The following is a 26,475-nucleotide window of genomic DNA, read 5'->3' as shown; positions in this document are numbered from 1 at the left end:
GACCGCCGCCCCGACGCGGCCCGCCGGTGCGGTGCTCCCCGGCCCGTGCCCGGCGCCCGTTCCTCGCCGACGGCCCGACTCCTTCCGCGGAACCTCGTACGCCCCTCACGGCGTTCGGGGCGGCACCTGGTAGAACTCGTTCCGTGAGTGAGAGAGAACCCGATCGCGTGCCCCAGGTAGTCCTCGGCGTCGGCGGCGGCATCGCCGCCTACAAGGTCTGCGAGCTGCTCCGACGTCTGACCGAGTCCGGTCACCAGGTCCGGGTCGTGCCCACCGCCGGCGCCTTGCGCTTCGTCGGCGAGCCCACCTGGGCCGCCCTGTCCGGCCAGCCCGTCGCGACCGCCGTCTGGGACGGCGTGCACGAGGTGCCGCACGTGCGCACGGGCCAGTCGGCCGACCTGGTGTTCGTCGCCCCCGCCACCGCCAACATCCTGGCCAAGGCCGCCGCGGGTCTGGCGGACGACCTGCTGACCAACACGCTCCTGACCGCCCGATGCCCGGTCGTGTTCGCCCCGGCGATGCACACCGAGATGTGGGAGCACCCCGCGACCCGGGCCAACGTGGCCACGCTCCGCTCGCGCGGCGCGATCGTGCTCGACCCGGCCGAGGGGCGCCTGACCGGCGCCGACACCGGCAAGGGCCGGCTGCCCGAGCCCGCCGAACTCCTCGACGCGGCCCGCACGGCCCTGCGCGGGGGCGCCGCCGACCTCGCGGGACGACGCGTGGTGATCTCCGCCGGGGGCACGCGCGAGGCGATCGACCCGGTGCGCTTCATCGGCAACCACTCCTCAGGCAAGCAGGGGTACGCCCTGGCCCGGACCGCCGCAGCGCGCGGCGCCGAGGTGACGCTCCTCTCGGCCAATGTCGCCCTTCCCGACCCGGCCGGGGTCCGCGTCGTCCGCGTCGGGTCCGCGCTCGACCTGGCCGAGGCCGTGGCCGCCGAACGGGCCGGGGCCGACGTCGTGGTCATGGCCTCCGCCGTGGCGGACTTCCGCCCCGCCGCCAGCGTCGGGAGCAAGATCAAGAAGTCCGGTGGCCGGCCCGCGCCGATCGAACTGACCGAGAACCCCGACATCCTCGCCGGGCTGGTCGCCTCACGAGACGAGGAGGGACTGGCGCAGACCATCGTCGGGTTCGCCGCCGAGACCGACGACGTCCTGGCGCACGGCCGCGCCAAGCTGGAGCGCAAGGGCTGCGATCTGCTCGTGGTCAACCAGGTCGGCAACGGCCGCGCGTTCGGCACCGAGGACAACCAGGCGGTCGTCCTCGGCTCCGACGGCACCGTCGTGGAGGTCCCCTTCGGCCCCAAGGAGGACCTGGCCGATCGCGTGTGGGATCTCGTCGTCGCGCGCCTGGCGTAAATCACCACTGCCCGGGACTGGATTCCCACCCCTGATTACGCCACACTTCCTTCGGGAACCCGCGATCACAGGACCACGGGATTTCCACCTTCACCAGTCCCGTTACAGTGGAGCAACAACAACCCCGCCGGTCGGCCCCGTGTCACCGGTCCATGTCAGCCAGCAGCCGCTGCAAGGAGTCAGGCAACGTGTCCCGCCGCCTTTTCACCTCCGAGTCGGTCACCGAAGGCCATCCCGACAAGATGGCCGACCAGATCAGTGACTCGATCCTCGACGCGATGCTCGCCAACGACCCCAGGAGCCGGGTCGCGGTCGAGACGCTGATCACCACCGGTCAGGTCCACATCGCGGGTGAGGTCACCACCCAGACCTACGTCGACATCCCCGCCATCGTGCGCGAGCGGATCCTCCAGATCGGGTACGACTCGTCCGCCAAGGGGTTCGACGGTGACTCCTGCGGGGTCAACGTCTCCATCGACGCCCAGTCCCCCGACATCGCCCAGGGCGTCGACACGGCCTACGAGGCGCGGGTCGAGAACGAGGGCGACGACCTCAACCGGCAGGGCGCCGGCGACCAGGGACTGATGTTCGCTACGCCAACCGCGAGACCCCCGAACTCATGCCGCTGCCGATCAAGCTGGCGCACGCGCTCGCGGAGCGCCTCGCGGAGGTCCGCCGCAACGGGACCGTCCCCTACCTGCGCCCGGACGGCAAGACCCAGGTCACCGTCGAGTACGAGGGCCAGACCCCCGTCCGCCTCGACACCGTCGTGGTCTCCAGCCAGCACTCCGCCGACATCAACCTCGACGAGATGCTCGCCCCGGACGTGCGCGAGCACGTCATCGAGCCGGTCGTGGCCTCGTACGGTCTGGACGCCGACGACTACCGCCTGCTGGTCAACCCCACCGGTCGCTTCGAGATCGGCGGCCCGATGGGTGACGCCGGCCTGACCGGCCGCAAGATCATCGTCGACACCTACGGCGGCTACGCGCGCCACGGCGGCGGCGCCTTCTCCGGCAAGGACCCGTCGAAGGTCGACCGCTCGGCGGCCTACGCCACCCGCTGGGTCGCCAAGAACATCGTCGCCGCCGAGCTCGCCGAGCGCGCCGAGGTCCAGGTCGCCTACGCGATCGGCAAGGCGCACCCGGTCGGTGTGTTCATCGAGACCTTCGGCACCGAGAAGGTGGCCCCCGAGCTGATCGAGAAGGCGGTCAAGGAGGTCTTCGACCTGCGGCCCGCCGCGATCGTGCGCGACCTCGACCTGTTGCGCCCGATCTACTCCAAGACGGCCGCCTACGGCCACTTCGGCCGCGAGCTGCCCGAGTTCACCTGGGAGCAGGCCGACCGCGCCGCCGCGCTGCGGTTGGCCGTCGGCGCCTAAAGCCAACGAGACAGGCCCCCTCTGACCTGGAAGTATCACACATGGCCACATATGATGTGCGCACAGTGATTATGGTCATCGGAGGGGGTCCGTCATGTCCGCGTTCACGGCGCTGTCCGCCGGAGGACTGGCCGCCCTGCTGATGGCCCCCGTCCCGGGCGCGACACCCTCCACGTCGTCCTGGAGTCCACCGTCGCGGAGACCCCGCTGCGCCGGGGCGGACACGTCGACTTCACCATCCGGGTCCGCAACGCCGGCGGCGAGAGTCTCCCCGAGGCCCAGGTGGTGCAGTTCATCCCCCCGGGCATGACGGTCCGGCCCACCTCTCCCGGGGCCGTCGCCGAGGACGACCGGATCGTCTGGACCGGCGCGCTGGAACCAGGCGAACGCGCGGTCCTGCACGCCGTCGGCGAGGTCACGGGCACCGCCGACGCGGCGCGTACGGTCACCACCGTGTGCGTTCGGCCCGACCCCGGCGCCACGCTGGCGACGTGCGCGTCGTCGGCCCAGAATGTCCGCGGCCCCGCGATCGTCCCGTGGATCATCGGCGGCGCGAGCCTGCTGGTGCTGCTGGTCACGGGTGCGATCGCGCTGTACCGGCGGCTGCGGCCACCCGCGTCCGCGACGCCGGTGCCGGAGGGACCCGAACGGCGGGGGCCGGAGACGGCGCCCGGTGCCGAGGGCCCGGAGACGGCGGCGCGGGAGCGGGAGTCCGAGGGGGAACCGGACGGGGAGCCCGCGCCGACGAACGTCTACCACCTGGACGCACGCCGCTGAGGCACGGACGGGCGCCGACCCGGGTGGCCGTGCGGCTCACCCCGTGACGGGCGGCGTCCACGGACCCCGCCCTAACCCAACGGCAGCAACATCCGAAAGAGCGTGCCGTCGCCGGGCCCGCCGACCGCCTCCAGGACCCCGTCGTGCGCGGTCACGATCGCGGCCGAGATCGACAGGCCGAGCCCGCTGCCGCCCTCCCGCGGCGAACGCCCGTGGTCGGCGCGGAAGAACCGGTCGAACAGCCGCTCCCGGTCCTCGGGGCGGATCCCGGGCCCCTCGTCGCGCACGCACACCGCGACCACCCCGCGCACGTCCTCCGGGAGCGCGCCCACGCGGACCGTCTCCGGTGGCGGGGCCACGTCCCCGGCCGCGTCCTCGCGCACCTCCATCCAGACCCGCACCGGAGTTCCCGGCGGCGTGTGCGTCTGCGCGTTGGCGATGAGGTTGTCCAGCACCTGCCGCAACCGAGACCGGTCCCCGACCACCCGGACTCCGGGCACGTCCCCCAACGACAGGCGGTCCCCGCCCTCCCCCTCCCGGGCACGCGCCGCCGCCACGCTCTCCCGCACGAGACCGGCCAGGTCGACGTCATCGGCGGCCACCTCCGGGTGCTCGTCGTGACGGGTCAGCAGCAGCAGACCCTCCACCAGCGACCCCATGCGTTCGGCCTCGGACTCCACCCGCCGCATCCAGTCGTCCACCACCGGATCGGCCGCGATCCGGCCGCGTTCCCGGCCCAGGCGAAACAGCTCCGCGAAGCCGCTGACCGACGCCAGCGGGGTGCGCAACTCGTGCGAGGCGTCGGCGACGAACCGCCGCATCCGCTCCGCGGTGGCCTCCCTCTCCCGCAGCGCCTCCGACAGACGCGCCAGCATCGTGTTGAGCGCCGCACCCAGGCGCGCGGTCTCCGAGGCCCCGCCTCCGCGGTCCCACGGAACGCGCGCCCCGAAGTCACCGCCCGCGATGGCGTCGGCCGCCCGCTGCATCCGTTGCAGCGGGCGCAGCTGCACGCGCACGATCGCGACCGTTCCCGCCGCCAGCACCGCCAACACGACGCGCCCGACCCGACCTGCACCCACGCGAGCGACGTCAACGTGGTGTCCACCCCGTCCAGGGACTGCGCCATCATCGCGACCGTCCCGTCCGGCGCCTCCCTGACCACGGCCCGCCAGTCGGATCCGCCCTCGGTGTCCGGCAGTTCGACGACGGTCCCCTCCGCCGCGCGCAACCCCCGCGCGTCCAGCCCCGACACGTCCGGTCCCGAGGGGTCGTCGTCGGTCTGGCCCACGCTCCACAGCAGGTTCCCGTCGTCGTCGAACCGCAGCTCCCGCAGGTCGGAGGGGAGGGCGGGCGGCTCGGCGCGCCGCCTGACGGGCGGTGTGTCCCCGCCAGCGACGGCCGGCGCCACCATCCGGTTCAGCCGGTGGTCGACCTCCGCGACCAGGGAACCCCGGAGCAGCACGGACCCGGCGACCCCGAACACCCCCATCGCGAGCGTGGTCAGGACCAGCACCGACAGCACGAGCCGCCCCCGAAGCGTCCCGGGCGCCAGACGCGGGACCGGCCGCCGCTCAGCCATGGTCGCGGCTCCGCCGCAGGCTGTACCCCACGCCCCAGACCGTGTGGATCAGCGGCGGCCCGGCCCCGTCCACCTTGCGGCGCAGGTAGCTGATGTACGTCTGCACCACACGGCTGTCGTCGCCCTCCTGCCCCCACACCGTCCGCAGGATCTGCGGCCTGGTCAGCACGCGTCCGGCGTTGGCCATCAGGTATCTGAGCAGGGCGAACTCAGTGGGGGACAGGCGGATCGTCCGACCCGCGCGCCGCGCCTCGTAGGCGTCCTCGTCCAGCTCCAGGTCCCCGTACCGCAGGACCGGTCCCTCCTCGGCCTCCTCCGCCGGGCGCACGCGCCGCAGGATCGCCCGGATGCGGAGGACCACCTCCTCCACGCTGAACGGCTTGGTCACGTAGTCGTCGGCTCCGGCCCGCAGACCCGCCACCCGGTCGCTGACCGAGTCCCGCGCCGTCAGGAACAGCACGGGCAGGCCCGGGTGGTCGGCACGCAGGTCGGCGGCGAGCGCGAAACCGTCCGCGTCCGGCAACATGACGTCCACGACCGCCAGCGCGGGCCCGTGCTCCCGAGCGCTCGCCAGCGCGTCCGCCGCGTTTGCGGCCCGGACCGCGGTGAAGCCGTCCAGTTCCAGCGAGGCGGCCAGGAGCTCTCGGATGTTGGGTTCGTCGTCCACGACCAGGACGGTCGGCGACGGCGCGGTGGAGTCGGGCATGGGGACCTCGGAGCGTGTCGGCGGGCGCGGGCCCAGCGCCCGGACCCGGAATACCTCCATTCTCGCCAATGCCGACGGGCCGCACTCCCACCAGGAGCACGCGCTAGCTCAGTTCGCCGAGCGCCTTCTCCGCCTCGGCCAGCCAGGAACGGCGCGCCTGCAGCGCGTCCTCGTGCTCCCTGATCCGTCGGGCGTCGCCGCGTTCGCGGGCCTTCTCCAGCTTCGCCTCCAGGTCGCTGATCGCGGACGCCAGCTGTTCCACCGTGGCCTGGGCGCGGGCCCGGGCCTCCGGGTTCGTGCGCTCCCACTCCGCGTCCTCGTCGCGCCGGACGCCGTCCTCGATCTGCCGGAAGGCGCCCTCCAGCTGGTCGCGCACGTCGCGCGGCAGCTCACCGGCCTCCTCCCAGGCCTCCTGGAAGTCGCGCAGGCGCGCGCGGGCGCGGCGCGGATCGGAGATCTGGGCGATCTCGTCCTTGGCCTCCGCCAGGATCCGCTCCTTGGCCTCGGCGTTGACCCGCAGCTCCGCGTCGCGTTCGGCGAAGACCGCGTTGCGCGCGTCGAAGAACTGGTCCTGCGCCGCCTTGAAGCGCGCCCACAGGCGGTCCTCGCTGGCTCGGTCGGCGCGACCGCTGCTCTTCCACTGCTGCATCAGGTCGCGGTAGGCGCGGGCCGTGGCGCCCCAGTCGTCCGAGCTCGCCAGCGCCTCGGCCTCGGCGACGATGCGCTCCTTGACCGAGCGCACCTCCTCGCGCTGCTGGTCGAGACCGGCGAAGTAGGCCTTGCGCCGTTTGGAGAAGGAGTTGCGGGCCGCCGACATGCGCTTCCACAGCGCCTGCTCCGTCGGGCGGTCGGCGCGCGGGGCCTTCTTCCACTCCTCGATGAGCTGGAGCATCCGCTCGCCGCCGGACTTCCAGTGGGTGGTCTCCACCGCGACCCGCTCGGCCTCGGCGACGATCCGCTCCTTGATCTCGCGAGCGTGGCCGCGCGCCTGCTCCTGGGCGTGCTTCTGCTCGACCTTGCGCTCCTCGGCGCGCCCGGCGAGGGCGTCCAGACGTCTCGCCAGGGAGTCGAGGTCGCCGACCGCGTGCGCCTCCCTCACCTGGGTGCGCAGCTTGTCGACGCTGGACATCGCCGAGGCCGCGGACAGGTCGGTGCTGCGGAGCCGCTTCTCCAGCAGCTCCACCTGGGTGACCAGGCGTCGTACTTCTGGCGGAAGAAGGCCAGGGCCTCCTCCGGGGCCCCCGCCTGCCACGATCCGACGACCCGTTCGCCTTCGCTCGTGCGCACGTAGACCGTGCCGTCGTCGTCTACGCGGCCCCAAGGGTCCGTGGTCACCGTGTCCTCCTGCTGTCATGAGCCCGGCTGTAGGCGGGTTCGGGTCGTCGCGGCGTACCGCACCGGATCGTGATGGGAACCACCGCGCTCAGCACGATATCCATCAGTTGGGGCGGCATCGACGCGCCGTGGTTCACTCCTGCGCGGATCGCCGTGTCCGCGGCGGCGCCCTCGTGTGCCTGGCCGGGCCGGGGACCCGCCGTGGAGAGGCGCTGGTCGGCGGTCGCGGCGCACACGGCACCGGTGACCAATATGGCATTACCACGCGGTTTGGCAAAGAGGCCGGACGCGTGCGGTGATCGAATGGTGATCAAAGCCGCGCACCCCCTCAGACGCCGGTTCGCCGCCTCGACGGCGCGTCGGTAGGCTCTGTACGTAGGGTACGTCCGCGCTGGACCGCCGGGACGGACCCGCGACGGGGCTTCGGGCGGGGCTCGCACCCCATCCTCCCCCCGCAGCCAGACGGACCCCGACCGAGGAAGCAGGACGACGCCGTGCTCATCACCGCACTCGCCACCGGACCCCTCGCCGCGAACTGCTACATGGTCGCTCCGGCCCCGGGTGGTGACTGCGTCCTCGTCGATCCGGGCCAGGACGCCGTGGAACGGGTGGACAAGGTCCTCGCCGAGCACGGTCTGACCCCGACCGCGGTGCTGCTCACGCACGGCCACTTCGACCACGTGTGGTCGGCGGCCGAGCTGGCCGACCGCGCGGGACTCCCGGTCCACCTGCACGCGGCCGACCGCCGCCTGCTCACCGAACCCGGCGCGGGGGTCGACCCCGGCTTCGCCGCGCAACTGTCGGCGCTGCTCGGCCCGGGCCCCTTCCGCGAGCCGGAGCACCTGGTGGAGGTCGGGAGCGGTGACACCCTGACCCTGGCCGGGCTGGAGTTCACCGTCGAGCACACCCCCGGGCACACGCCGGGATCGGTCGTCTACCGCCTGGCCGCGGGAGACGGCCACCCGTCGGCCATGCTGGCGGGCGACCTGGTCTTCGCCGGGTCCATCGGCCGCACGGACTTCCCGGGCGGGGATCCCGCGGCCATGGACGCCAGCCTCGCCTCGGCCGTCCTGGCGCGCGGAGACGACACCCAGATCCTGCCCGGCCACGGCCCCGCCACCACCGTCGGGCGCGAACGGGCCGCCAACCCGTACCTGCGCGCCCTCTGACCGATCGCCGACCGGTCCCGGCCCTCGCGCGGTCAGGGGTGTCGCCGGGGCCTGGAAACCGGGCGGTCGGGTCACGGTCGTGGCGGTAGGATTCCAGAAGTCAAGGGGCATGCCGTGCCTCCGGCCGGACCCGCTACCGGGATCCCCGGCATTCTCGCCCAGCCGTGTAGTTAGTGGACTTGGTAACTCATGCATCGTTACAGGACTCATTCGTGTGGTCAGCTCCGGAAGGAGCACGTCGGGCAGCAGGTGCGCCTTTCGGGCTGGGTGCACAACCGCCGCGATCTCGGTGGTCTGCTCTTCGTCGACCTGCGTGACCACTACGGCGTCACACAGCTCATGGCGCGCCCTGAGTCCCCGGTGTTCGAGCAGCTCAGCCGTATCCCCAAGGAGTCGGTGATCCAGGTCACCGGGCAGGTCCGGGCCCGCAGCGACGAGAACGTCAACCCCGGTCTGCCCACCGGCGAGATCGAGATCGAGGCCGCGGAGCTGGAGGTCCTGGGCACCACCGAGGAGCTTCCCCTCACCGTCTTCCCGGAGGACAACACCTCCGAGGAGCGCCGCCTCACCTACCGCTTCCTCGACCTGCGTCGCGAGCGGATGCACCGCAACATCATGCTCCGGTCCCGGGTGATCGCGTCGATCCGCGAGAAGATGACGAGCCTGGGCTTCAACGAGTTCCAGACCCCCATCCTGACCAGCTCCAGCCCCGAGGCGCCCGCGACTTCCTGGTGCCCTCCAGGCTCCACCCTGGCCAGTTCTTCGCCCTTCCCCAGGCGCCGCAGCAGTTCAAGCAGCTCCTGATGGTCTCCGGCTTCGACCGCTACTTCCAGATCGCGCCGTGCTTCCGTGACGAGGACAGCCGCGCCGACCGCTCGCCCGGCGAGTTCTACCAGCTCGACGTGGAAATGAGCTTCGTCGAGCAGGAGGACGTCTTCGAGGTCATCGAGAAGGTGATGACGGACGTCTTCCGGGAGTTCTCCGACGGCTGGGAGATCACCTCGCCCTACCCTCGCATCGCCTTCCGGGACGCTCTGGAGTGGTACGGGACCGACAAGCCCGACCTGCGCGTGCCGATGAGGATGCTCGACGTCACCGCTCTGTTCGGCAAGACCGACTTCCGTGCCTTCGAGGGCAAGAGGGTGCGCGCCCTCGCGGTCCCGGGGGTGGGCGACAGGCCCCGGAAGTTCTTCGACGGCATCGGCGACTTCGCCGTGGAACAGGGCGCCAAGGGGCTGGCCTGGCTCAAGGTCGGCGAGAACGGTGAGCTCACCGGTCCCATCGCCAAGTTCGTCACCGGGATCAGCGACGAGCTCCTGTCCACCCTGGGCGCCGGCCCCGGCCACGGCCTGTTCTTCTGCGCGAGCGAGGACGAGGCGGAGATCAACCGCATCATGGCACCGGTGCGTGTCGAGGCGGGCAGGCGCGCTGACCTGTTCGAGGAGAAGGTCTACCGCTTCTGCTGGATCGTCGACTTCCCGATGTTCGAGATCAACGAGCAGGGCGACGTCGCGTTCAGCCACAACCCCTTCTCCATGCCGCAGGGCGGGATGAAGGCTTTGGAGACCCAGGATCCCCTGGACATCCTCGCGTGGCAGTACGACATCGTCTGCAACGGCGTCGAGCTGTCCTCCGGGGCGATCCGGAACCACTCGCCCGAGATCATGTACCGGGCCTTCGACATCGCCGGGTACGACAAGGAGGCCGTCGAGGCCGAGTTCGGCGGCATGCTCAGGGCCCTGAAGTTCGGCGCCCCCCCGCACGGCGGCATCGCGCCCGGCGTGGACCGGATCGTCATGCTCCTCGCGGACGAACCCAACATCCGCGAGACGATCGCCTTCCCCCTGAACCAGAACGCGCAGGACCTGATGATGGGAGCACCCTCCACGGTCTCCGAACAGCAGCTGCACGACGTGCACATCCGCACGGCCCTGCCCCCGGCGGGGAAGTAGTCGCCGGGACGGCGGCGGAGGGAACCGAAGGGGGGCGGTTCGCGACGCGCGTGCCGCCCCCTCCTGCGGCGGGGCCGCCGGACGTCGCGCGGCGGTGTGGCGTCAGCGCTTCATCGCTCCGCAGCGCTGGCAGCAGATGTCCTCGTCGTCCGGATTGCTGTGGCTGCACAGTCGACAGGTCCAGTTCCAGGTGGTGCCGTGGACGGTCAGGTCCACCACGGCGGCCTCGCATACCAGGTACATGAATGCGTCCTTGCGGCTTCGGCGAGTTTTCGAACCTGACAAGTGGGGTGCCCGGATTCCTTGGACTTTGAACCTGCCACATTCGGTCACTTGGCGGCATTCCGGGATTATGGGACATCACTCGCAGGCGGGAATTGTGGCCGGACTTGGCTGCGGACGACCTCAGATCCCCGCCACGGATGCGGATAGGCGCGTCATCCCCTACGGTTGGGGGCGAATCACCCTTTCCGAACCGCGGTTCGCCCGTGTCAGGGGAGTGAACGCGGGCAGCGGCGGGTTCACCGCTTTCGTGGTCGGATCGGTGACCGAGTGCATTGTGCGCCAATGAGTCACACGAGCGTAACGATTTGCGCCCTGAGGTCGGTCAAAGTCCCACCTCAAGTGGGGTCGGCCGCTCAGCCCCGCCCCAAGCCCCCTCTCCGCGTCCCGTGTCGCCCCAGGTCACACGGGTGGGGAAGGCGCCGACCGGCGGGCACGGCAGTGGGCTCCCCACCCGAGGCATACGGTCCCCGACACTAGAATGGCCCGAATCGGAACGTTCCGGGGGTACCGCGTCCGGGCGCGGGTGTGACGTCCGAGACGACATGAGGATGAGTCATACGTGAACGGAAAACGCGCCTCAGGCGACGGCTCCGAGAACGCGCTCGCGGGGGCGTTCTCCCACGCCCCGGAGCCCATGGTGCTGACCCGGGACGACGGCGCGATCCTGCACGCCAACCTGGCCTTCGCCGAGCTGGTCGGTCTCGACGGCGAGGGGCTGGCCGGACACGCCTGGTACGACCTCCTCGACGGTGACGACGCCGCCCGAGGCGCCCGGATCCACGGCGAGGTCGCCGGCGGACGCCGTGCGGAACGCACCCACCTGCGACTGGGGCCCGCGGCCGCCCGCCCCGGTGTCGTCGAGGCCGAGCTGCGCCCCGTGCCCGGTTCCAACGGCGACCGGCCCGGCGCGCGGGTGGTCGTGCTTCTGCACGTGCTGTCCGCCAACGACGCCGATCTGCGGGTGGTGGGCGAGCTGCGCACGGACAGCTCCGACTCCGTGCTCTGGAGCCTGGACCTGACCACCGGGCGTCTGCGCGAACTGTTCGGCCCCACACCCCTGGGCGATCTCCTCGCGGGAGGGGAGCGCCAGCTTGAGACCATCCTGGAGCGCGTGCACCCCGACGACATCGCCCGCGTCCGCGACGCGATGTCGGCCGCCTTCATCGGCCGCGACTACGAACAGCGCTTCCGTGTCTTCGACCGGCTCGGCGACGAACGTTCCCTGCACGTACGGGCGCGTTTCGTCCCCGGGCAACCCGACCGGCTCGTCGGCATCGTCGACGACGTCACCGAGCACGTGCAGCTGGTCCGCCGCCTGGCCGACCGCCGCCGCACCGAGGCCGAGCACGGCCGCCTCGTCACCGAACTGTCCTCCAAACTCGTGTCGGCCACCACCGTCGACGACGTCATGGACCTGCTCAGCGAGGAGTTCCTGCCGATCTTCGGCGGTATGAACGCCACCGCACTGTACGTCCAGGACGGGCTGCTGCGTTCCTCGCCCAGCGCACGCTCGCGCGGCGGCAACATCGAGCGGCTCGACGGCCGCCGGGCCGACGACACCGACTTCCCGATGGGCGCCGTCATCCAGGACCGCCAGCCCCGCTTCTTCGAGAGCCGTGCCGAGATCATCAGCCGCTTCCCCGCGGCCGTGGGGCTGATGCGCAACGTGAGCGGACAGGCCTGGGCGACCGTCCCGATCTTCGGCGACGGCAAGGTCGCCCTCGGCGTGTGGCAGATGACCTGGGACCGCCCCCACCACGCCAGCCGCGACGAACGCGCCCTCATGCTCACCTTCGCCGGTCTGGCCGGACAGGCGCTCCAGCGGATCAAGGCCCAGCAGGCCGAACTCGAACTCGCCGACGCGTCCAGCGCCGGATGCTGCCCCGCCAGGTCGCCAGCTTCCCCGACATGGCCATCGCCACCAAGTACCTCCCCTCCCGCGCCGACTGGCGGATCTGCGGCGACTTCTACGACGTCATCGAACTCCCCGACAACCGCGTCGGGCTGCTCGTCGGCGACGTCCAGGGACACGGTGTCGAGGCGGCAGCCGCGATGGGGCAGATCCGCGTGGCCTTCCGCGCCTACGCCACCAACCAGTCCGACCCCGGCGTGGTCCTCGGAGAGACCAACCGGTTGCTCACCGAGACCGGCGAGATCGTCTTCGCCACCTGCGGCTACCTCGTGCTGGACCGACAGACCGGCGTCATGCAGGCCGCATGGGCCGGACAGCCGCCCGTGGTCCTGGCCACCAAGGGCAGCTACGAGTTCTGGGAACCGGAGACCGGCCCGCCGCTGGGCGTCCTGCCGGACACCGAGTACGCCGTCTCCACGCGATCGCTCCCGCCCGGCGGCGCCCTGCTGCTGTGCTCGGACGGTCTCGTGGAGAGTTCGGACCTGCCCATGGCGGACGGGCTCGCCCTCGTGGGGGAGGCCCTGGCCGAGCACGGCGAGGACCCGGAGGCGGCGGCCGACATCCTGGCCGAGATGGCGCCCGCCGGCCGCGGGGACGACATCGCCCTGCTCATCACGCGCATGACCGACGTCGAGGACGCCGACGGCGACGAACCCCGGGACTGACCGGCGTCCCGGAGCGGGTGCCCTACCCTGGGTGGGTGTCCGAAACACTGTTCGACGACGCCGGAGCCGAGGCCGCCAAGGGGCAGGAACCGCTTGCCGTGCGCATGCGCCCCCGCACCCTGGACGAGGTCGTGGGCCAGCGCCACCTGCTCGGTGAGGGCAGCCCGCTGCGCCGCCTCGTCGAGGACGACGCCCCCATGTCCGTCTTCCTGTGGGGGCCGCCGGGCACCGGCAAGACCACCCTGGCCACCGTGGTCAGCCACGTCACCGAGCGCCGCTTCGTCGAGCTCTCCGCGGTCAACGCCGGGGTCAGGGACGTGCGCGCGGTCGTCGACGAGGCGCGCAGGCGCCTGGGCATGCACGGCACACGGACGCTGCTCTTCGTCGACGAGGTGCACCGTTTCAACAAGACCCAGCAGGACGCCCTCCTGCCCGCGGTCGAGAACCGCTGGGTCAGCTTCATCGGCGCCACCACGGAGAACCCCTTCTTCTCCGTGGTCAGCCCCCTGCTCTCCCGGTCCCTACTCCTGTCCCTGGAGTCCCTGGACGACGCGGACGTGCGCGCCCTGCTCGACCGGGCGCTGACCGACGAGCGCGGGCTGGACGGTCGCTACGTGCTCGCCGACGACGCCGTCGAGCACCTCGTCCGCCTCGCCGGGGGCGACGGACGGCGTTCGCTGACCTACCTGGAGGCCGCGGCGCTCGTCGCCGGAGCGCCGGCGGCCGAGCCCGTGACCGTCACCGCCACCCACGTCGAACGCGCCGTCGATCGGCACGCCGTCCGCTACGACCGCTCCGGAGACCAGCACTACGACGTCGTCAGCGCGTTCATCAAGAGCATGCGCGGCAGCGACCCCGACGCGGCCCTGCACTACCTCGCCCGGATGATCGAGGCGGGGGAGGACCCCCGGTTCGTCGCCCGCCGCCTCGTCGTGCACGCCAGCGAGGACGTGGGCATGGCCGACCCCACCGCCCTGCGGACCGCGGTGGCAGCCGCACAGGCCGTGGACCTGGTGGGCCTGCCCGAGGCGCGGATCAACCTCGCCCAGGCGGTCATCCACATCAGCCTCGCGCCCAAGTCGAACGCGGTGATCACCGCGATCGACGAGGCGATCGCCGACGTGCGGGCGGGCCACGCCGGACCGGTCCCCGCCCACCTGCGCGACGGTCACTACAAAGGCGCGGCCGAATTGGGCCATGGCGAGGGCTACCGGTACGCGCACGACTACCCGGGCGGGGTGGCGCCCCAACGGCACGCGCCCGACGGGCTGGGCGACCGGGAGTACTACCGGCCGACCGGGCACGGCGCCGAACGCCGTTTCGGCGAGGTCCTGCGGCGGATCAAGGGCGTCCTGCGCGGCGTCAGTCCGTGAACAGCTCGGTGACCGCCACGATCTCCCGGGGCCCGTCCTCCTCGGAGGACTCCTCCGCGAAGGTGACCTCCACGATCATCACCGGGCCCCACGACAGGTAGTCGATGAAGTCGGAGCCCGTCAGCTCCCAGGTGCCGCGCCCCTCCACGTCGATGAACAGGTGGTCCGGCGCGGCACAGAACTTGGCGCACAGCACCGCGGCGTCCTCCCGGACGACCGCCTCCCGGGGCTCGCCCGACGCGTCCCACTGCTCGGCCCACTCGTCGTGGGTCGGCACGCCCCGGCCGCGCACGGGTTCGTCCTCACGGTCGACCGGTGTGAACACCCACGGCCCCTCCACCGGGTCCTCCTGCTCGGCGGGGTCGAACCGGACCACCATGGTCAGCGGCTCCTCCTCGCTGGGTTCGGGGGAGACCTCCTCGGCCACCTCCGAGACCAGGGCGTCCTCCTCGTCCTGGCCGAAGAGCCCGAAGAGGAACCACCCGCCGCCCCCGATCATGCCGAGCGCGAGCGCGCCGGTCCCGGCCATGGCCAGGGCCCTGCGTGGCCGGTGGCGGGCCAGGCGGCCCTCCAACCGCACCACCTCGGGTACCCGAGCGGGGGGTTCGACGCCCTCCCATGCGTGCTCCAATTGGCGCAGCAGCTCGGCGCGGTCGGAGACGGGCGAGCCGCCCTCCTCCGTCTCCTCACGGGCCGCGCACTCGGCCGCCCACACGGCGAGGACCGCCTCGACCGCCTCGGCCACGGTGGGCCGGCGGACCGGGTCCGGGGCCAGTGCCCGGGACACGATCGGTCGCAGGCCCGAGTGCAGGCCGCCGAGGTCGAACGCCCCGCGGGCCGCGCGTTCGACGATCTCCTCCGGCTCTCCCGAACCGAACGGCAGGCGGCCCGTCCCGGCGAACGCGACCAGGGAGCCCCAGGCGAACACGTCCGCCGCCGGGGTCGCCGCGCCGCCCCGCGCGCGCTCCGGGCCCGTCCAGCTGGGGGCGGTGGCGCGCAGGCGCTCCGCTGAGGCCACCACGGCGCACTCCATCACCTGCGCGCCGTGCGGTCCCACCACCACGTCGCTGGGGCGCAGCGACCCGTGGGCGACACCGCGCGCGTGCAGGGCGGACAGGGCCTCGGCCAGTCCGACCGCGAGCGCGACCACCTTCCCGCTGGCCAGGCCGCCCCGCGCTGAGACGTAGTGCGACAGGCGCTGCCCGGCGACGTAGGGCAGGGCCACCCACGGCGGTTCGGCGTCGGAGTCGAAGGCCAGGGGCGTGACCACGCGCGTCGAGTCGACACCGGCCAGCGCGCGCAGACGTCGTGCGAGCGCGGGGTAGGCCTCGGGCGGGTCGAGTTCCGGGCAGACCAGTGTCTTCACCGCGAGCAGACGGTCCCCGGGCGAGGCCGCGCGTACGTCCACGGCCGCGTAGACCGTGCCGGTGGCGCCGTGGCCGAGCCGACCCAGGACCAGGTAGGGGCCGATCCGCTCGGGGTCGGTCGGGTACAGGGGAGACAGGTCCGCGGGTACCAGTACGGAGATCTCTCGGGGAGGACGAGCGCTCATCAAGGGTCCTGTCAGTGCGGCCCGGGTGGTGTGGCGGAGTGTCGGGACTTCATGGGGAAGATCCCACCCGGTACAGATTCTTCCGGAAGGCTGCCCGGCCGTCGATCCCTCGCGCCGGTCACCAGCGTAGCGGTGATGGACCCGTGACCGTTTCCTCCCGGGGCTCGCCGAGGCGCGCCCGGTCGAAGGGTGTCCGGACGCGATAGGGTCAGCCGAAACCGGGCGCCCCGACCCATCCCGGGGCCGCCCTGCACGGTTCCTGCGGCCCGACCCGGCGCAGTCGACGGCCACACCCGGGAGCCTCCCTCGACGCCCGTGCGCGAGGGACCGTTCACACACCCTCGATTCGTCCCCGATCTGCTCACGGAGCCCGCATGCTTACCGGAGGAGAGGTCGCCGCGCTCGTCGCCGCGGTGGTCTGGGCGGTGCTGGCCACGTTCCTGTGCGTGGCGCTCGTCAAACTCATCAAGCTCATCAACGCGGCCACCGCGGTGGTCTCGGACCTCGGGGAACGGACCCCGCCGCTACTGGAGGACGTCGCCTCCACGGTGGAACGCACCAACACCTCGCTGGAGCGGGTCGAGGAGATCACCGCCAACGTGCAGGCCACCTCCGAGGACGTGTCCACCATGACCGCGCTGACCCGTGCGGTGTTCACCGGCCCGCTCGTGCGCGTGGCGTCGGTCACCTACGCGGTGCGCCGGGTCGTGGGCCAGCGCCGGGCGCTGGCGGTCGTGCGTTCGCGCAGGCGGAAGGAGAACCGGTGATCGGCAGACTGTTCTACCTCGCGGCCGGGGCCGCCCTCGGCGGATACGTCGTCCACCGGGTCAACCGGGCTCGCCGCGCGCTCACGCCCGGCGGCCTCGCCGAACGAGTCGAGGTCCAGGTCACGGAGTACAGGGGGGCCCTGCGCGAACTCAACGAGGACCTGGCCGAGGAGGTGCGCGCCCAGGAGAGCGAACTCCTCGCGCGGTACGCGCCGAGGAGGGGCCGGGCCCGGCTGACCGCCCCGCGGGACGTCCCGGAGCGCCTCTCCGGTCGGTGAGGCGCCGCGCGCGACGCGATCCGGGACGCGCCGGGACGTCGCGTGAGGTGTCGGGGGCGCACCGTGGGGTCCGGGTCCCGGTTGCACACCACGAGGGGCGCGCGGTGCATCCCAGGTCCCCTCGCGACCGTCCCCACGGCCACGGGCCGGAGCCCCGGCGCCAGCCGCGCGGGCCCTCCTCGCACGGGGCCCGTGCGGTGGTCGGCGGCGATAGCCTTGGACCAACACCCAAAGCCTCGGAACAACCGGGCTGCCGCCGTTGTCGTCATCAGCACGGGCCCCGGCGGCCACCGCAAACCACGCGCGCTGGCGGAGCGGTCCCCTCTACGATGGGCCGGTCACCAGATCACCGCGCCACGACGGTCCCGAGGGACCCCCACGTCGCCCAGGGCGGCGCAGGCGAGCACAGGAGGGCATCAATGGAGACGGCAGAGATCGCGCGCCGCTTCCTCAGTTTCTTCGAGAAGAACGGACACACCGTGGTGCCCTCGGCAAGCCTGATCGCCGAGGACCCCACCCTGCTGCTGGTGCCCGCAGGCATGGTCCCGTTCAAGCCCTACTTCCTGGGCCAGCGCACCCCGCCGTGGGACACCGCCACCAGCGTGCAGAAGTGCATCCGCACCATCGACATCGAGGAGGTCGGCAAGACCTCCCGGCACGCCACCTTCTTCCAGATGCTGGGCAACTTCTCCTTCGGCGACTACTTCAAGGAGCGGGCCATCCCGCTCGCGTGGGAGCTGGTCACCAGCCCCGTCGAGGACGGCGGCTTCGGCATCGACCCCGAGAAGCTGTGGGTGACCGTCTACCTCGACGACGACGAGGCCGCCGGGATCTGGCGCGACGAGGTCGGTGTGCGGCCCGAGCGCATCCAGCGCCTGGGCAAGGAGGAGAACTACTGGGACATGGGCGTTCCCGGACCCTGCGGCCCCTGCTCGGAGATCTTCTACGACCGCGGCCCCGAGCACGGGGCCGAGGGCGGACCCGCGGCGGACGACAACCGCTACATCGAGATCTGGAACCTCGTCTTCATGCAGTACGAGCGGGGCGAGGGGTCCGGCAAGGACTACCCGATCCTCGGCGAGCTGCCCAAGAAGAACATCGACACCGGACTCGGCCTCGAACGCCTCGCCGCGGTCCTCCAGGGCGTCGACAACATCTACGAGACCGACATCATCGGCCGCGTCCTGAACCGGGCCGCCGAGCTGACCGGCACCCGGTACGGCGGGAGCCATGACGACGACGTGATGCTCCGCGTGGTCGCCGACCACGTCCGCAGCGCCGTCATGCTCGTCGGCGACGGCGTCAAGCCCGGCAACGAGAAGGCGGGCTATGTCCTGCGCCGCATCCTGCGCCGGTCCGTCCGCAACCTGCGGCTGCTCTCCGGGGAGAGCGACACCCTCTTCCTGCACGAACTGACCGACGTCAGCATCGACGCGATGAAGGACATCTACCCCGACCTGCTGGACAAGGCGGAGGTCATCCACGGCGTCATCGACGCCGAGGAGCGCAACTTCGCCGACACCCTGCGCGCGGGCACCGCCCTGTTCGGCCGGGCGGCCGAGCGCACCCGCGCGGCGGGCGGCAACGTGTTCTCCGGCGCCGACGCCTTCCAGCTGCACGACACCTACGGCTTCCCCATCGACCTCACCCTGGAGATGGCGGCCGAGCAGGGCCTGAGCGTCGACGAGCCCCAGTTCCGCGAACTCATGCAGCGCCAACGCGACACCGCCAAGGCCGACGCGCGCGCCAAGAAGCTCGGCAACGCCGACATCTCCCTGTACGCGCGACTGCACGAGAACGCGGGGGACACCGACTTCCTCGGCTACACCGAGTCCGAGGCCGACGCGCGCGTGCGCGGCATCGTGGTCGACGGCGAGGGCACGCCCGTGGCGCGCGCGGGGCAGAAGGCCGAGATCATCCTGGACCGTACTCCGTTCTACGCCGAGAGCGGCGGTCAGCTCGCCGACAAGGGCACGCTCACCGTCGACGGCCGCGGTGTGGTGGACGTCGAGGACGTGCAGAAGCCGCTGCCGGGCCTGTTCGTGCACCGGGGCACCGTGCGTTCCGGCGAGGTCGTCCTGGACGACTCCGTGCACGCGGTCATCGACACCGGCCGCCGCCACGCGATCGAGCGCTCCCACTCGGCGACCCACCTCATCCACTCCGCCCTGCGCAACGCGCTCGGCCCCTCCGCGGGCCAGGCGGGCTCGGAGAACCGACCCGGTCACCTGCGTTTCGACTTCACCGCCGACAACGCGCTCGGCGACGAGCGCCTGGCGGGAGTCGAGGAGGAGGTCAACCACGTCCTGGCCGGAGACATCGACGTCCAGACCGAGGAGAAGAGCCTGGAGGAGGCGCTGGGCATGGGCGCCCTGGCCATGTTCGGCGAGAAGTACGGCGACCGCGTCCGCGTGGTCGAGATGAGCGACTACTCCGTCGAACTGTGCGGAGGCACCCACGTCGCCTCCACGGGCAAGCTGGGCATCGTCAAGCTGCTCGGCGAGTCCTCCGTCGGCTCGGGCGTACGCCGCGTCGAGGCGGCCGTCGGCGTCGACGCCTTCCGGCGCCTGACCAAGGAGTCGGCCCTGGTCGGCCAGCTCTCCGAACAGCTCAAGACGCCGCGCGAGGAGCTGCCCGAACGGATCGACGCCATGGTCTCCCGGCTGCGCGCCGCGGAGAAGGAGATCGATCGGCTCCGCGCCGCCCAGGTCCTTCAGGCCGCGAACTCCATCGCCGACGGCGCGCGCCGCCACGGCTCCGCGCTCGTCGTCGCCACTCCGGCGCCCGACGGCGCCGGCGCCGACGACCTGCGCAAGCTCGTCCTGGACGTGCGCGGCCGGCTCGGCGAGGACGAGCCCGTCGTCGTCGCCATGACCTCGGTCCCCAAGGACCGCCCGGTCGTGGTGATCGCGGCGAACAGGGCCGCGCAGAAGGCCGGGATCAAGGCGGGCGAACTGGTCGGCGTCGCGGCGCGCGCGCTCGGCGGCGGTGGCGGCGGCAAGCCGGACATCGCCCAGGGCGGCGGCAGCGACCCGGGCAGGGTCGACGAGGCCCTGCGCGCGGTGGAGGCGCGCGTGGCCGCCGTCTAGCACCGGCGCCGGCCGAGGGGCGCCGACGGCGGTCCCACGGCGCACGACACGCCAGGCGGGTGCGGGGCCGACCTCCCACCCGCCTTCGCGTTTCCGCCCAACTGGGGGCGTGTCGGCCCACGGCGGTACGTAGTGGTACACCCCTGTGGAAACCGGCCTGCCCGGACATCCCACGTGGGTGGCTTACACTCGGACGGTACGTTCGGGCCCCGGAACCGCCGCCTATGGGGGTGACACCGAGTTCCGCGGTCCACGACGGGCCGCTCCCGGTCGCCGTCCGCGAGGCTGCGCACGGTCACCGAATCGGGCATACTGTGGCGCGTCACAGCCGATCACGCGGCTGTCCATGCGGCGTTTCCCGCGATCCAGCTGACGAACAGGACCACCGTGTTGAGGATTTCCCAGCAGCGGTGCCGCGCCGTCAACGGCACGGCCCGCCCGCACGCCGTCCCCGTTCACGGGGAGACACGTCCTTGAGACACGGTGTGCGCCTGGCGATCGACCCCGGTAACGCCCGCGTCGGGGTCGCCGTCAGCGACCCGAGCGGCGTGCTCGCCAGCCCGGTGGAGACCGTGCGGCGCGGCAAGGGTGACATCCACCGCATCGCCGAGCTCGTCGTGGAACGCGGGGCGCGCGAGGTCGTCGTGGGCTACCCCGCCTCGCTGTCCGGTGACGAGGGTCCCGCCGCCCGGTCGGCACGCGAGTTCGCGACCGTCCTCGCCCGAACCCTCCACCCCGTCCCCGTCCGCCTGGTCGACGAGCGCCTCACCACGGTGACGGCCCAGTCACAACTGCTCTCGGGAGCCTCCTTCGCCAAGAAGGGCGCGAAGGGGGGCAGGGCCCGCCGGTCGGTCATCGACCAGCGGCCGCCACCGTGCTCCTCCAGAGCACCTTGGACCAGGAACGGGCAACAGGCCACCCCCCGGGCGAGATCGTCCGCCCCAGCCAGGGAGAATCATGAACGACAGGGATGCCTACCCCGACGATCCCTCCCGTGGACGCGTCGAGCGCGGTGACGACTACGACCCGCTCACCGATCCCTTCCACGGGCAGCCGCGTCCGCGCGGACGCAGAGCCCGCCCCGAACCCCCTTCGGGCGAGCGGACCGACCTCGGCGGGCGCGCCCAGGCGCGCCCCGCCGCGGGTGACCGCCGCACGCCCGCGGACCCCCGCCGCGCCCCGGGAGACCCCCGCACGTCCGGCCGCGCCCCACGCGCGGGCGCGGACGAGGACCCCGTGAACCCGGGATCCCCAGCACCGGGACGCCGCCGCAGGCCCGGCCCCCCGCCGAACCGTCGCGCCGTGCCGGCGCCGCCGACGCCCTGCGCGGCGGACGCGCCGCGAGGTCCACCGCCAACAGCGACCAGCGTCCCGAGGCGGGCCGCCGACCGTCGCCCGACGGCGGACGACGGCCGCCGACCGGCACGGGTCGTCGCCCCGGCCCGGACGGGGAAGGCCGCCAGGAGCCGGGCGGCGGCCGTCCGGACGGCTCCGGCACGGGCCGAGGCCCGGCGCCTGAGGGCGCGGAGCCCCGACGCCGCGCCGCCGACCCCACACAGGACGCGCTGGCCGCCCTCGCCGACCTCGGCGGCCCCGGCGGCCAGAGCACCGCCCCGACGAACCCCTCCGCCCCGGCCGAGGAGACATCCGGCGCGGGCGTCGGGCCCGGCCCGGCCAGGAGGAGCGCAAGTCCTCGTCACCGTTGTGGGGTGAGGACGACGGTCCCACGCTCTCCTTCCTGGAGGACGACCCGGAACCGGAGCCCCGCCCTCGGCGCGGCCGTCGCAAGCGCGAGGCGCCGGCCGACCCCTCCGCCGGCCGCCGCGGCCGTCGGCGCGCCCCCGAGCCCGCCGCGGACGACGTCGGCGCCGCGCCAGAGGCTCCCCTCGACGCTCCGACCACCGGTTCCACGCCGGTGGTCGACGCGCCCCGCCGCGGCCGCCGCAGGCGCGGCGGCGAGGAGGAGCCGTCCCCCGCGAGGCCGGCCGAGGAGACCACCGGGCGGCGCGGCCGCCGCCGTGCCACCGGCGCTGCGGAGGCCGCCGACAGCGGTTTCCTCGCCGACGTTCCGGCCGACACCGCCGCTCTGGCCGCCTTCGGAGGGCGGTCCGCGCGGGACGGAGACGCTCACGACGACCTCCGCCACGACGGCGGAGCCGCCGGTGAGGCGCACGGCGACGACGGGCACGGCGACGACGCGGACGCGCCGCCCGCCGGTGAACCCGTCGGCCGTCGCGGTCGCCGTCGGCGCGGTCGCGGTGACGTGGAGGCCGCCGACCGCCGGGGCCGCCGCAGGCGCGGCAGGCGTACGGCGGCCGAGGACGCCGCTCCCGAGCCCCGGACGGTCGACGACGACCCGCTGGACGACGAGGACGACGGCTACGAGGAGCCCGACCTCAACGACATCGCCGAGGCCTACGGCGGCAGCCGCAGCAGTCGCAGGAAGCTCAAACAGGCGCAGAAGGCCAAACGGGCGGGCGGGGCCAGGGCCCGCAAACGCAAGGGTGGAAACAGGGGCCGCACGACGACGGCCGCGGCCGCCGTCGCACTCGTCCTGGTCGTCGGGGCGGGCGGATACGGCGCGTTCCGCTACGTGGTTCCCGCCGACTACGGCGGAGAGGGCGTCGGCGAGGTCATCGTCGTCATCGAGGACGGGGACTCCGGAAGCACCGTCGGGGAGCGACTGGTCGAGGCGGGTGTGGTCGCCAGCGTGCGGGCCTTCACCGCCGCCCTCGGCGCCGCGGAGCGCGACGGAGCGGGCGGACTGGTGCCCGGCACGTTCTCCCTGGCGGTCGAGATGAGCGGGGAGAGCGCCGTGGCCCACCTACTCGACCCCGAGAACCGCCTCGGCGGACGGGTGACCGTCCCCGAGGGACTGCGTGCCCACACCGTCGAAAGCCGACCGGGGGTCCTGGAGACACTCTCGGCGGACCTGGGGATCCCGTTGGCCGACTTCGAGGCGGCCTACGAGGACGGTGACGGGCTCGGCCTGCCCGAGTACGCGACCCAGGGCCCCGAGGGCTACCTGTTCCCCCAGACCTACCGGTTCGACCCCGAGGTCGACGCCGGGGCGGTGCTGCGCACCATGGTCACCGAGTTCCGCCGGGTGGCCGAGGCGACCGACCTGGAGGAGCGGGCCGCGCAGCTCAACCTCGAACCCAACGAGATCATGGCGATCGCCGCCATCGTCCAGGCCGAGACCGGAAGGAAGGAGGACATGGCCAACATCTCGGCGGTCGTCCACAACCGACTGGACCAGGGCATGCAGCTCCAGATGGACAGCACGTGCTTCTACGTGCTCGACGCGGAGGGCACGTTCCTCGACGACGAGCAGCGTGCGGCCTGCGAGGCCGACCCGCAGGGCTACGGAACCTACGGCACGACCGGTTTGCCGGCCGGACCGTACGTGGCTCCCGGGCAGGACGCCATCGAGGCCGCGCTGGCGCCGTCCGACGAGGACTACCTGTACTTCGCGCTCATCGACCCCGAGAGCGGCGAGACCGGCTTCTCCAGGACCCTGGCCGAGCACGACCAGATGGTGGCCGAGAACCAGGCCGAGTGGTAGGGAAGGCAGGAGGTGCCGTGCGCGCCGCGGTCCTGGGCTCGCCGGTGGCCCATTCGCTCTCACCGGTCCTGCACACCGCCGCCTACACGGCGCTGGGTCTGGACGACTGGTCCTACGGGTTGCACGAGTGCGACGAGGAGGGCTTGGCGCCCTTCCTCGACCGCCTCGGCCCGGAGTGGGCGGGCCTGTCGCTGACGATGCCGCTCAAGCGCCGCGCGCTGGACCTGGCCGCCGCGGTCACCGACCTGGCGCGCCGGGTCGGCGGGGCGAACACCCTCGTCCGCGCCGACGGCGGCTGGCACGCCCACAACACCGACGTCGAGGGCGTGGCCGTCGCGCTCGCCGAGGCCGGGATCGGCGCTCCGCGCGACGCCGTGGTCCTGGGCGCCGGCGCCACGGCCGCCTCGGTGCTCGCGGCGCTGCGCCGCCTGGGCCTCACCTCGCCCGTCACGGTGCTGGCCCGGGACACCGCCCGCACCGGCGAGGTCACCGCAGCCGCCGAGCGGCTCGGGCATCCGGTCCGGGTGGCCTCGCTCACGGAGATCGGCGACCACCTGGACGTGGACCTGGTCGTGTCGTCCCTGCCCTCGGGGGCGTGCGACCGGTACGCCGAACCGCTGGCCGCCGCGCGCGCCGACCTGTTCGACGTCGTCTACGCGCCGTGGCCCACCGCCGCCGCGCGGGCGGTGTCCGCACGCGGCGGCCGGGTGGTCGGCGGCTTCCCGATGCTCCTGCACCAGGCGGTCGCCCAGGTCCGGCTGATGACCGGTGTCGAGGACGTCCCGGTCGAGGCCATGCGCGCGGCCGGGGAGGCGGAACTGGCCCGCCGCGCGACCGCCGCCGGCGCGTGACCTGAGCAGGTCACGGGTCCTGCTAAAGTAGTGCAGTATCGACTTGGTCCGGTGTGCGCGCATACCGGAGCCGCAAGCGGAGAAGATCCTCCCACCTGCCGGGCACCGCCCGAGTGGGTCCGGTTCGATGGACGGGTCGGACGTGCCGTGCCCGCCTGGCGCCCCTCGGGGCTCCGGCGCACCCGCGTGCCCGCCATCGGGAACACCGGTCGGATCACCCCGCTTGCACATGCTGGCGGGGTTTTCGCGTTTCGAGGGCCCCGACGCGGCCGGAGCGCCCGAAGGTTCGGGATCCCCGGTCGAGCAGGTCGTCCTCCACCCGGCGGACGACCGGTCCCAGGTAATCCGAGAAAGCTAGGGAGGGGTCTCATCAGCGCCGAGCCCCGCATCAATGACCGCATCCGGGTGCCCGAGGTCCGTCTTGTCGGACCCAACGGTGAGCAGGTCGGCATCGTCTCCGTGCAGGACGCACTGCGTCTGGCGCAGGAGTCCGACCTCGATCTCGTCGAGGTCGCGCCGACCGCCCGCCCGCCGGTCGCCAAGCTGATGGACTACGGCAAGTTCAAGTACGAGTCCGCGGTGAAGGCGCGCGAGTCGCGCAAGAACCAGTCGAACACGATCATCAAGGAGATCAAGCTCCGCCCGAAGATCGATCCGCACGACTACGAGACCAAGAAGGGTCACGTCGTCCGGTTCCTCAAGAGCGGGGACAAGGTCAAGGTGACGATCATGTTCCGCGGGCGCGAGCAGTCCCGGCCCGAACTGGGCCGCCGACTGCTGGCGCGACTGGCCGAGGACGTCCAGGATCTTGGCACGGTCGAGTCCCAGCCCAAGCAGGACGGCCGCAACATGGTCATGGTGATCGGGCCGCACAAGCGGCGGTCCGAGCACAAGGCCGAGGCCCGTGCGGCGGCGGGGGACAGGACCCGCCGCCAGCAGCGCGAACAGGCGTAGCGGCGTCAGGGGAAGTCCCCCACCGCCCGGTCGCCGTGAGAGCGGAAGCCGGGTGGTGGGGCGGGCTGTGCGCGAACGGTCCGGAAGCGTCGGTCGGACGGCGCGCCGGGGCCCGCCATAGCAGCGGAAGAACCGCGTCACCAGCCCACCGCTGGTGACGCGCCGACGGAGTAGGAGACGACGGCGACATGCCGAAGAACAAGTCCCACAGCGGAGCCAAGGACCGTTTCAAGGTCACCGGCTCCGGCAAGATCATGCGCCGCCGTGCCAACAAGAACCACATCCTTGAGCACAAGACCTCCAAGCGCAAGCGCAAGCTGAGCAACGAGACCGTGCTCGCTCCCGCCGACACCAAGAGCATCAAGAAGCTCCTCGGCAAGTAGGCCGAACCCTTTCTCCTCCCGTCTGGGAGTGCCCGCGCGGCCGACGCGTTCGGCGCGGTGACGGCCCCGGAGGAGAACAACCTGAAGCGACCACGGCCGCCGGGCTCGCCGAAGCCGGGCCGGTCGGCGCGCCGTGCGCGCCGGAAGAGACAACGAGGGAGTCACAGTGGCACGCGTGAAGCGGGCTCTCAACGCCAAGAAGAAGCGCAAGGTCGTCCTCGACCGCGCCAGTGGTTACCGCGGTCAGCGCTCGCGCCTGTACCGCAAGGCCAAGGAGCAGATGCTCCACTCGATGACCTACTCCTACCGGGACCGCAAGGACCGCAAGGGGCAGTTCCGTCGTCTGTGGATCCAGCGCATCAACGCCGCCTCCCGCGCCAACGGCCTGACCTACAACCGGCTCATGCAGGGCCTGAAGCTGGCCGGCATCGAGGTCGACCGTCGCATGCTGGCCGAACTGGCCGTCAACGACGAGGCCGCGTTCGCCGCCCTGGTGGAGAAGGCCAAGCAGGCCCTTCCCGCCACCGCCGCCTGACGCCCT

The 26,475-nt window shown here is 72.5% G+C and carries 17 protein-coding genes and 5 pseudogenes; 16 read left to right on the top strand and 6 right to left on the bottom strand.

The genetic code is table 11. The features are described from left to right. Window positions 1–167 precede the first annotated feature (167 nt). The 3 genes and pseudogenes from coaBC to BJF83_RS28285 all read left to right on the top strand — a co-directional run bounded on the left by coaBC (window position 168) and on the right by BJF83_RS28285 (window position 3,519). Complete coding sequence (coaBC, locus tag BJF83_RS02225) at window positions 168–1,361, top strand: bifunctional phosphopantothenoylcysteine decarboxylase/phosphopantothenate--cysteine ligase CoaBC (protein WP_075924973.1); 1,194 nt, start codon at window positions 168–170, stop codon at window positions 1,359–1,361. A 188-nt stretch (window positions 1,362–1,549) separates the two neighbouring features. Next, window positions 1,550–2,742 (top strand): annotated as a pseudogene (gene metK / locus BJF83_RS02220) (methionine adenosyltransferase). Between the two features lie 180 nt (window positions 2,743–2,922). Further along, a complete protein-coding gene (locus BJF83_RS28285; RefSeq protein WP_083678382.1) occupies window positions 2,923–3,519 on the top strand; it encodes a DUF11 domain-containing protein in 597 nt (198 codons plus the stop codon). A 71-nt stretch (window positions 3,520–3,590) separates the two neighbouring features. Here the strand turns inward: BJF83_RS28285 and BJF83_RS02210 are convergent, their stop codons facing one another. The 4 genes and pseudogenes from BJF83_RS02210 to BJF83_RS28280 all read right to left on the bottom strand — a co-directional run bounded on the left by BJF83_RS02210 (window position 3,591) and on the right by BJF83_RS28280 (window position 7,390). Then, window positions 3,591–4,598 (bottom strand): cell wall metabolism sensor histidine kinase WalK, encoded by a 1,008-nt coding sequence (locus BJF83_RS02210; RefSeq protein WP_262391248.1) that lies wholly within the window; start codon window positions 4,596–4,598, stop codon window positions 3,591–3,593. Between the two features lie 492 nt (window positions 4,599–5,090). Continuing rightward, window positions 5,091–5,804 carry a response regulator transcription factor gene (locus BJF83_RS02205; RefSeq protein ID WP_075924970.1) on the bottom strand — a complete coding sequence of 238 codons (714 nt, stop codon included), beginning with the start codon at window positions 5,802–5,804 and terminating at the stop codon, window positions 5,091–5,093. 103 nt (window positions 5,805–5,907) lie between these two features. After that, window positions 5,908–7,139: pseudogene (locus BJF83_RS02200) on the bottom strand (DUF349 domain-containing protein). Next, on the bottom strand, window positions 7,136–7,390 hold the full coding sequence (locus tag BJF83_RS28280; RefSeq protein ID WP_075924969.1) for a hypothetical protein: 255 nt from the start codon (window positions 7,388–7,390) through the stop codon (window positions 7,136–7,138). Before BJF83_RS28280 ends, BJF83_RS02200 begins: the two are co-directional and overlap by 4 nt. A gap of 243 nt (window positions 7,391–7,633) precedes the next feature. Between BJF83_RS28280 and BJF83_RS02190 the strand changes: the two genes are divergently transcribed. Both BJF83_RS02190 and aspS read left to right on the top strand, forming a co-directional pair. Then, on the top strand, window positions 7,634–8,308 hold the full coding sequence (locus BJF83_RS02190; protein ID WP_075924968.1) for an MBL fold metallo-hydrolase: 675 nt from the start codon (window positions 7,634–7,636) through the stop codon (window positions 8,306–8,308). Between the two features lie 267 nt (window positions 8,309–8,575). Further along, window positions 8,576–10,260 (top strand): annotated as a pseudogene (gene aspS, locus BJF83_RS02185) (aspartate--tRNA ligase). A 102-nt stretch (window positions 10,261–10,362) separates the two neighbouring features. Here aspS and BJF83_RS27755 read toward each other — a convergent pair. Further along, complete coding sequence (locus BJF83_RS27755) at window positions 10,363–10,503, bottom strand: hypothetical protein (protein WP_187347061.1); 141 nt, start codon at window positions 10,501–10,503, stop codon at window positions 10,363–10,365. A gap of 601 nt (window positions 10,504–11,104) precedes the next feature. Between BJF83_RS27755 and BJF83_RS02180 the strand changes: the two are divergent. Continuing rightward, window positions 11,105–13,122 (top strand): annotated as a pseudogene (locus BJF83_RS02180) (SpoIIE family protein phosphatase). A 35-nt stretch (window positions 13,123–13,157) separates the two neighbouring features. Further along, window positions 13,158–14,495, top strand: coding sequence for a replication-associated recombination protein A (locus tag BJF83_RS02175; protein WP_075925026.1), 1,338 nt, complete (start codon window positions 13,158–13,160; stop codon window positions 14,493–14,495). Here BJF83_RS02175 and BJF83_RS02170 read toward each other — a convergent pair. Beyond that, window positions 14,485–16,047 (bottom strand): serine/threonine-protein kinase, encoded by a 1,563-nt coding sequence (locus BJF83_RS02170; protein WP_075924967.1) that lies wholly within the window; start codon window positions 16,045–16,047, stop codon window positions 14,485–14,487. The genes BJF83_RS02175 and BJF83_RS02170 overlap by 11 nt on opposite strands. A 374-nt stretch (window positions 16,048–16,421) precedes the next feature. Here BJF83_RS02170 and BJF83_RS02165 point away from each other — a divergent pair, with 374 nt between their 5' ends. The 9 genes and pseudogenes from BJF83_RS02165 to rplT all read left to right on the top strand — a co-directional run bounded on the left by BJF83_RS02165 (window position 16,422) and on the right by rplT (window position 26,469). Then, entirely contained in the window at window positions 16,422–16,814 is a 393-nt protein-coding gene (locus tag BJF83_RS02165; protein WP_075924966.1) for a DUF948 domain-containing protein, read from the top strand. Continuing rightward, window positions 16,811–17,092, top strand: a complete 282-nt coding sequence (locus tag BJF83_RS02160; protein ID WP_075924965.1) for a hypothetical protein — start codon at window positions 16,811–16,813, stop codon at window positions 17,090–17,092. The genes BJF83_RS02165 and BJF83_RS02160 overlap by 4 nt, the downstream gene beginning before the upstream one ends. A gap of 419 nt (window positions 17,093–17,511) precedes the next feature. Then, a complete protein-coding gene (gene alaS / locus BJF83_RS02155) occupies window positions 17,512–20,181 on the top strand; it encodes an alanine--tRNA ligase (protein ID WP_075924964.1) in 2,670 nt (889 codons plus the stop codon). A gap of 473 nt (window positions 20,182–20,654) precedes the next feature. After that, a pseudogene (gene ruvX / locus BJF83_RS02150) lies at window positions 20,655–21,142 on the top strand (Holliday junction resolvase RuvX). A 741-nt stretch (window positions 21,143–21,883) separates the two neighbouring features. Further along, window positions 21,884–23,746, top strand: coding sequence for an endolytic transglycosylase MltG (gene mltG / locus BJF83_RS02145; RefSeq protein WP_075924963.1), 1,863 nt, complete (start codon window positions 21,884–21,886; stop codon window positions 23,744–23,746). A 17-nt stretch (window positions 23,747–23,763) separates the two neighbouring features. After that, the gene (locus BJF83_RS02140) at window positions 23,764–24,597 is read left to right on the top strand and encodes a shikimate dehydrogenase (RefSeq protein ID WP_075924962.1); all 834 of its coding nucleotides are present in this window, start codon (window positions 23,764–23,766) and stop codon (window positions 24,595–24,597) included. A gap of 291 nt (window positions 24,598–24,888) precedes the next feature. Next, the gene (infC, locus tag BJF83_RS02135) at window positions 24,889–25,551 is read left to right on the top strand and encodes a translation initiation factor IF-3 (protein WP_083678385.1); all 663 of its coding nucleotides are present in this window, start codon (window positions 24,889–24,891) and stop codon (window positions 25,549–25,551) included. Between the two features lie 188 nt (window positions 25,552–25,739). After that, window positions 25,740–25,934, top strand: coding sequence for a 50S ribosomal protein L35 (gene rpmI / locus BJF83_RS02130; RefSeq protein ID WP_075924961.1), 195 nt, complete (start codon window positions 25,740–25,742; stop codon window positions 25,932–25,934). A gap of 166 nt (window positions 25,935–26,100) precedes the next feature. Continuing rightward, window positions 26,101–26,469 carry a 50S ribosomal protein L20 gene (gene rplT, locus BJF83_RS02125; RefSeq protein WP_187347060.1) on the top strand — a complete coding sequence of 123 codons (369 nt, stop codon included), beginning with the start codon at window positions 26,101–26,103 and terminating at the stop codon, window positions 26,467–26,469. Window positions 26,470–26,475 lie beyond the last annotated feature (6 nt).

This window comes from Nocardiopsis sp. CNR-923 (genome assembly GCF_001942255.1).
Classification (GTDB): domain Bacteria; phylum Actinomycetota; class Actinomycetes; order Streptosporangiales; family Streptosporangiaceae; genus Nocardiopsis.
This window is presented reverse-complemented; position numbering and strand designations above follow the sequence as displayed.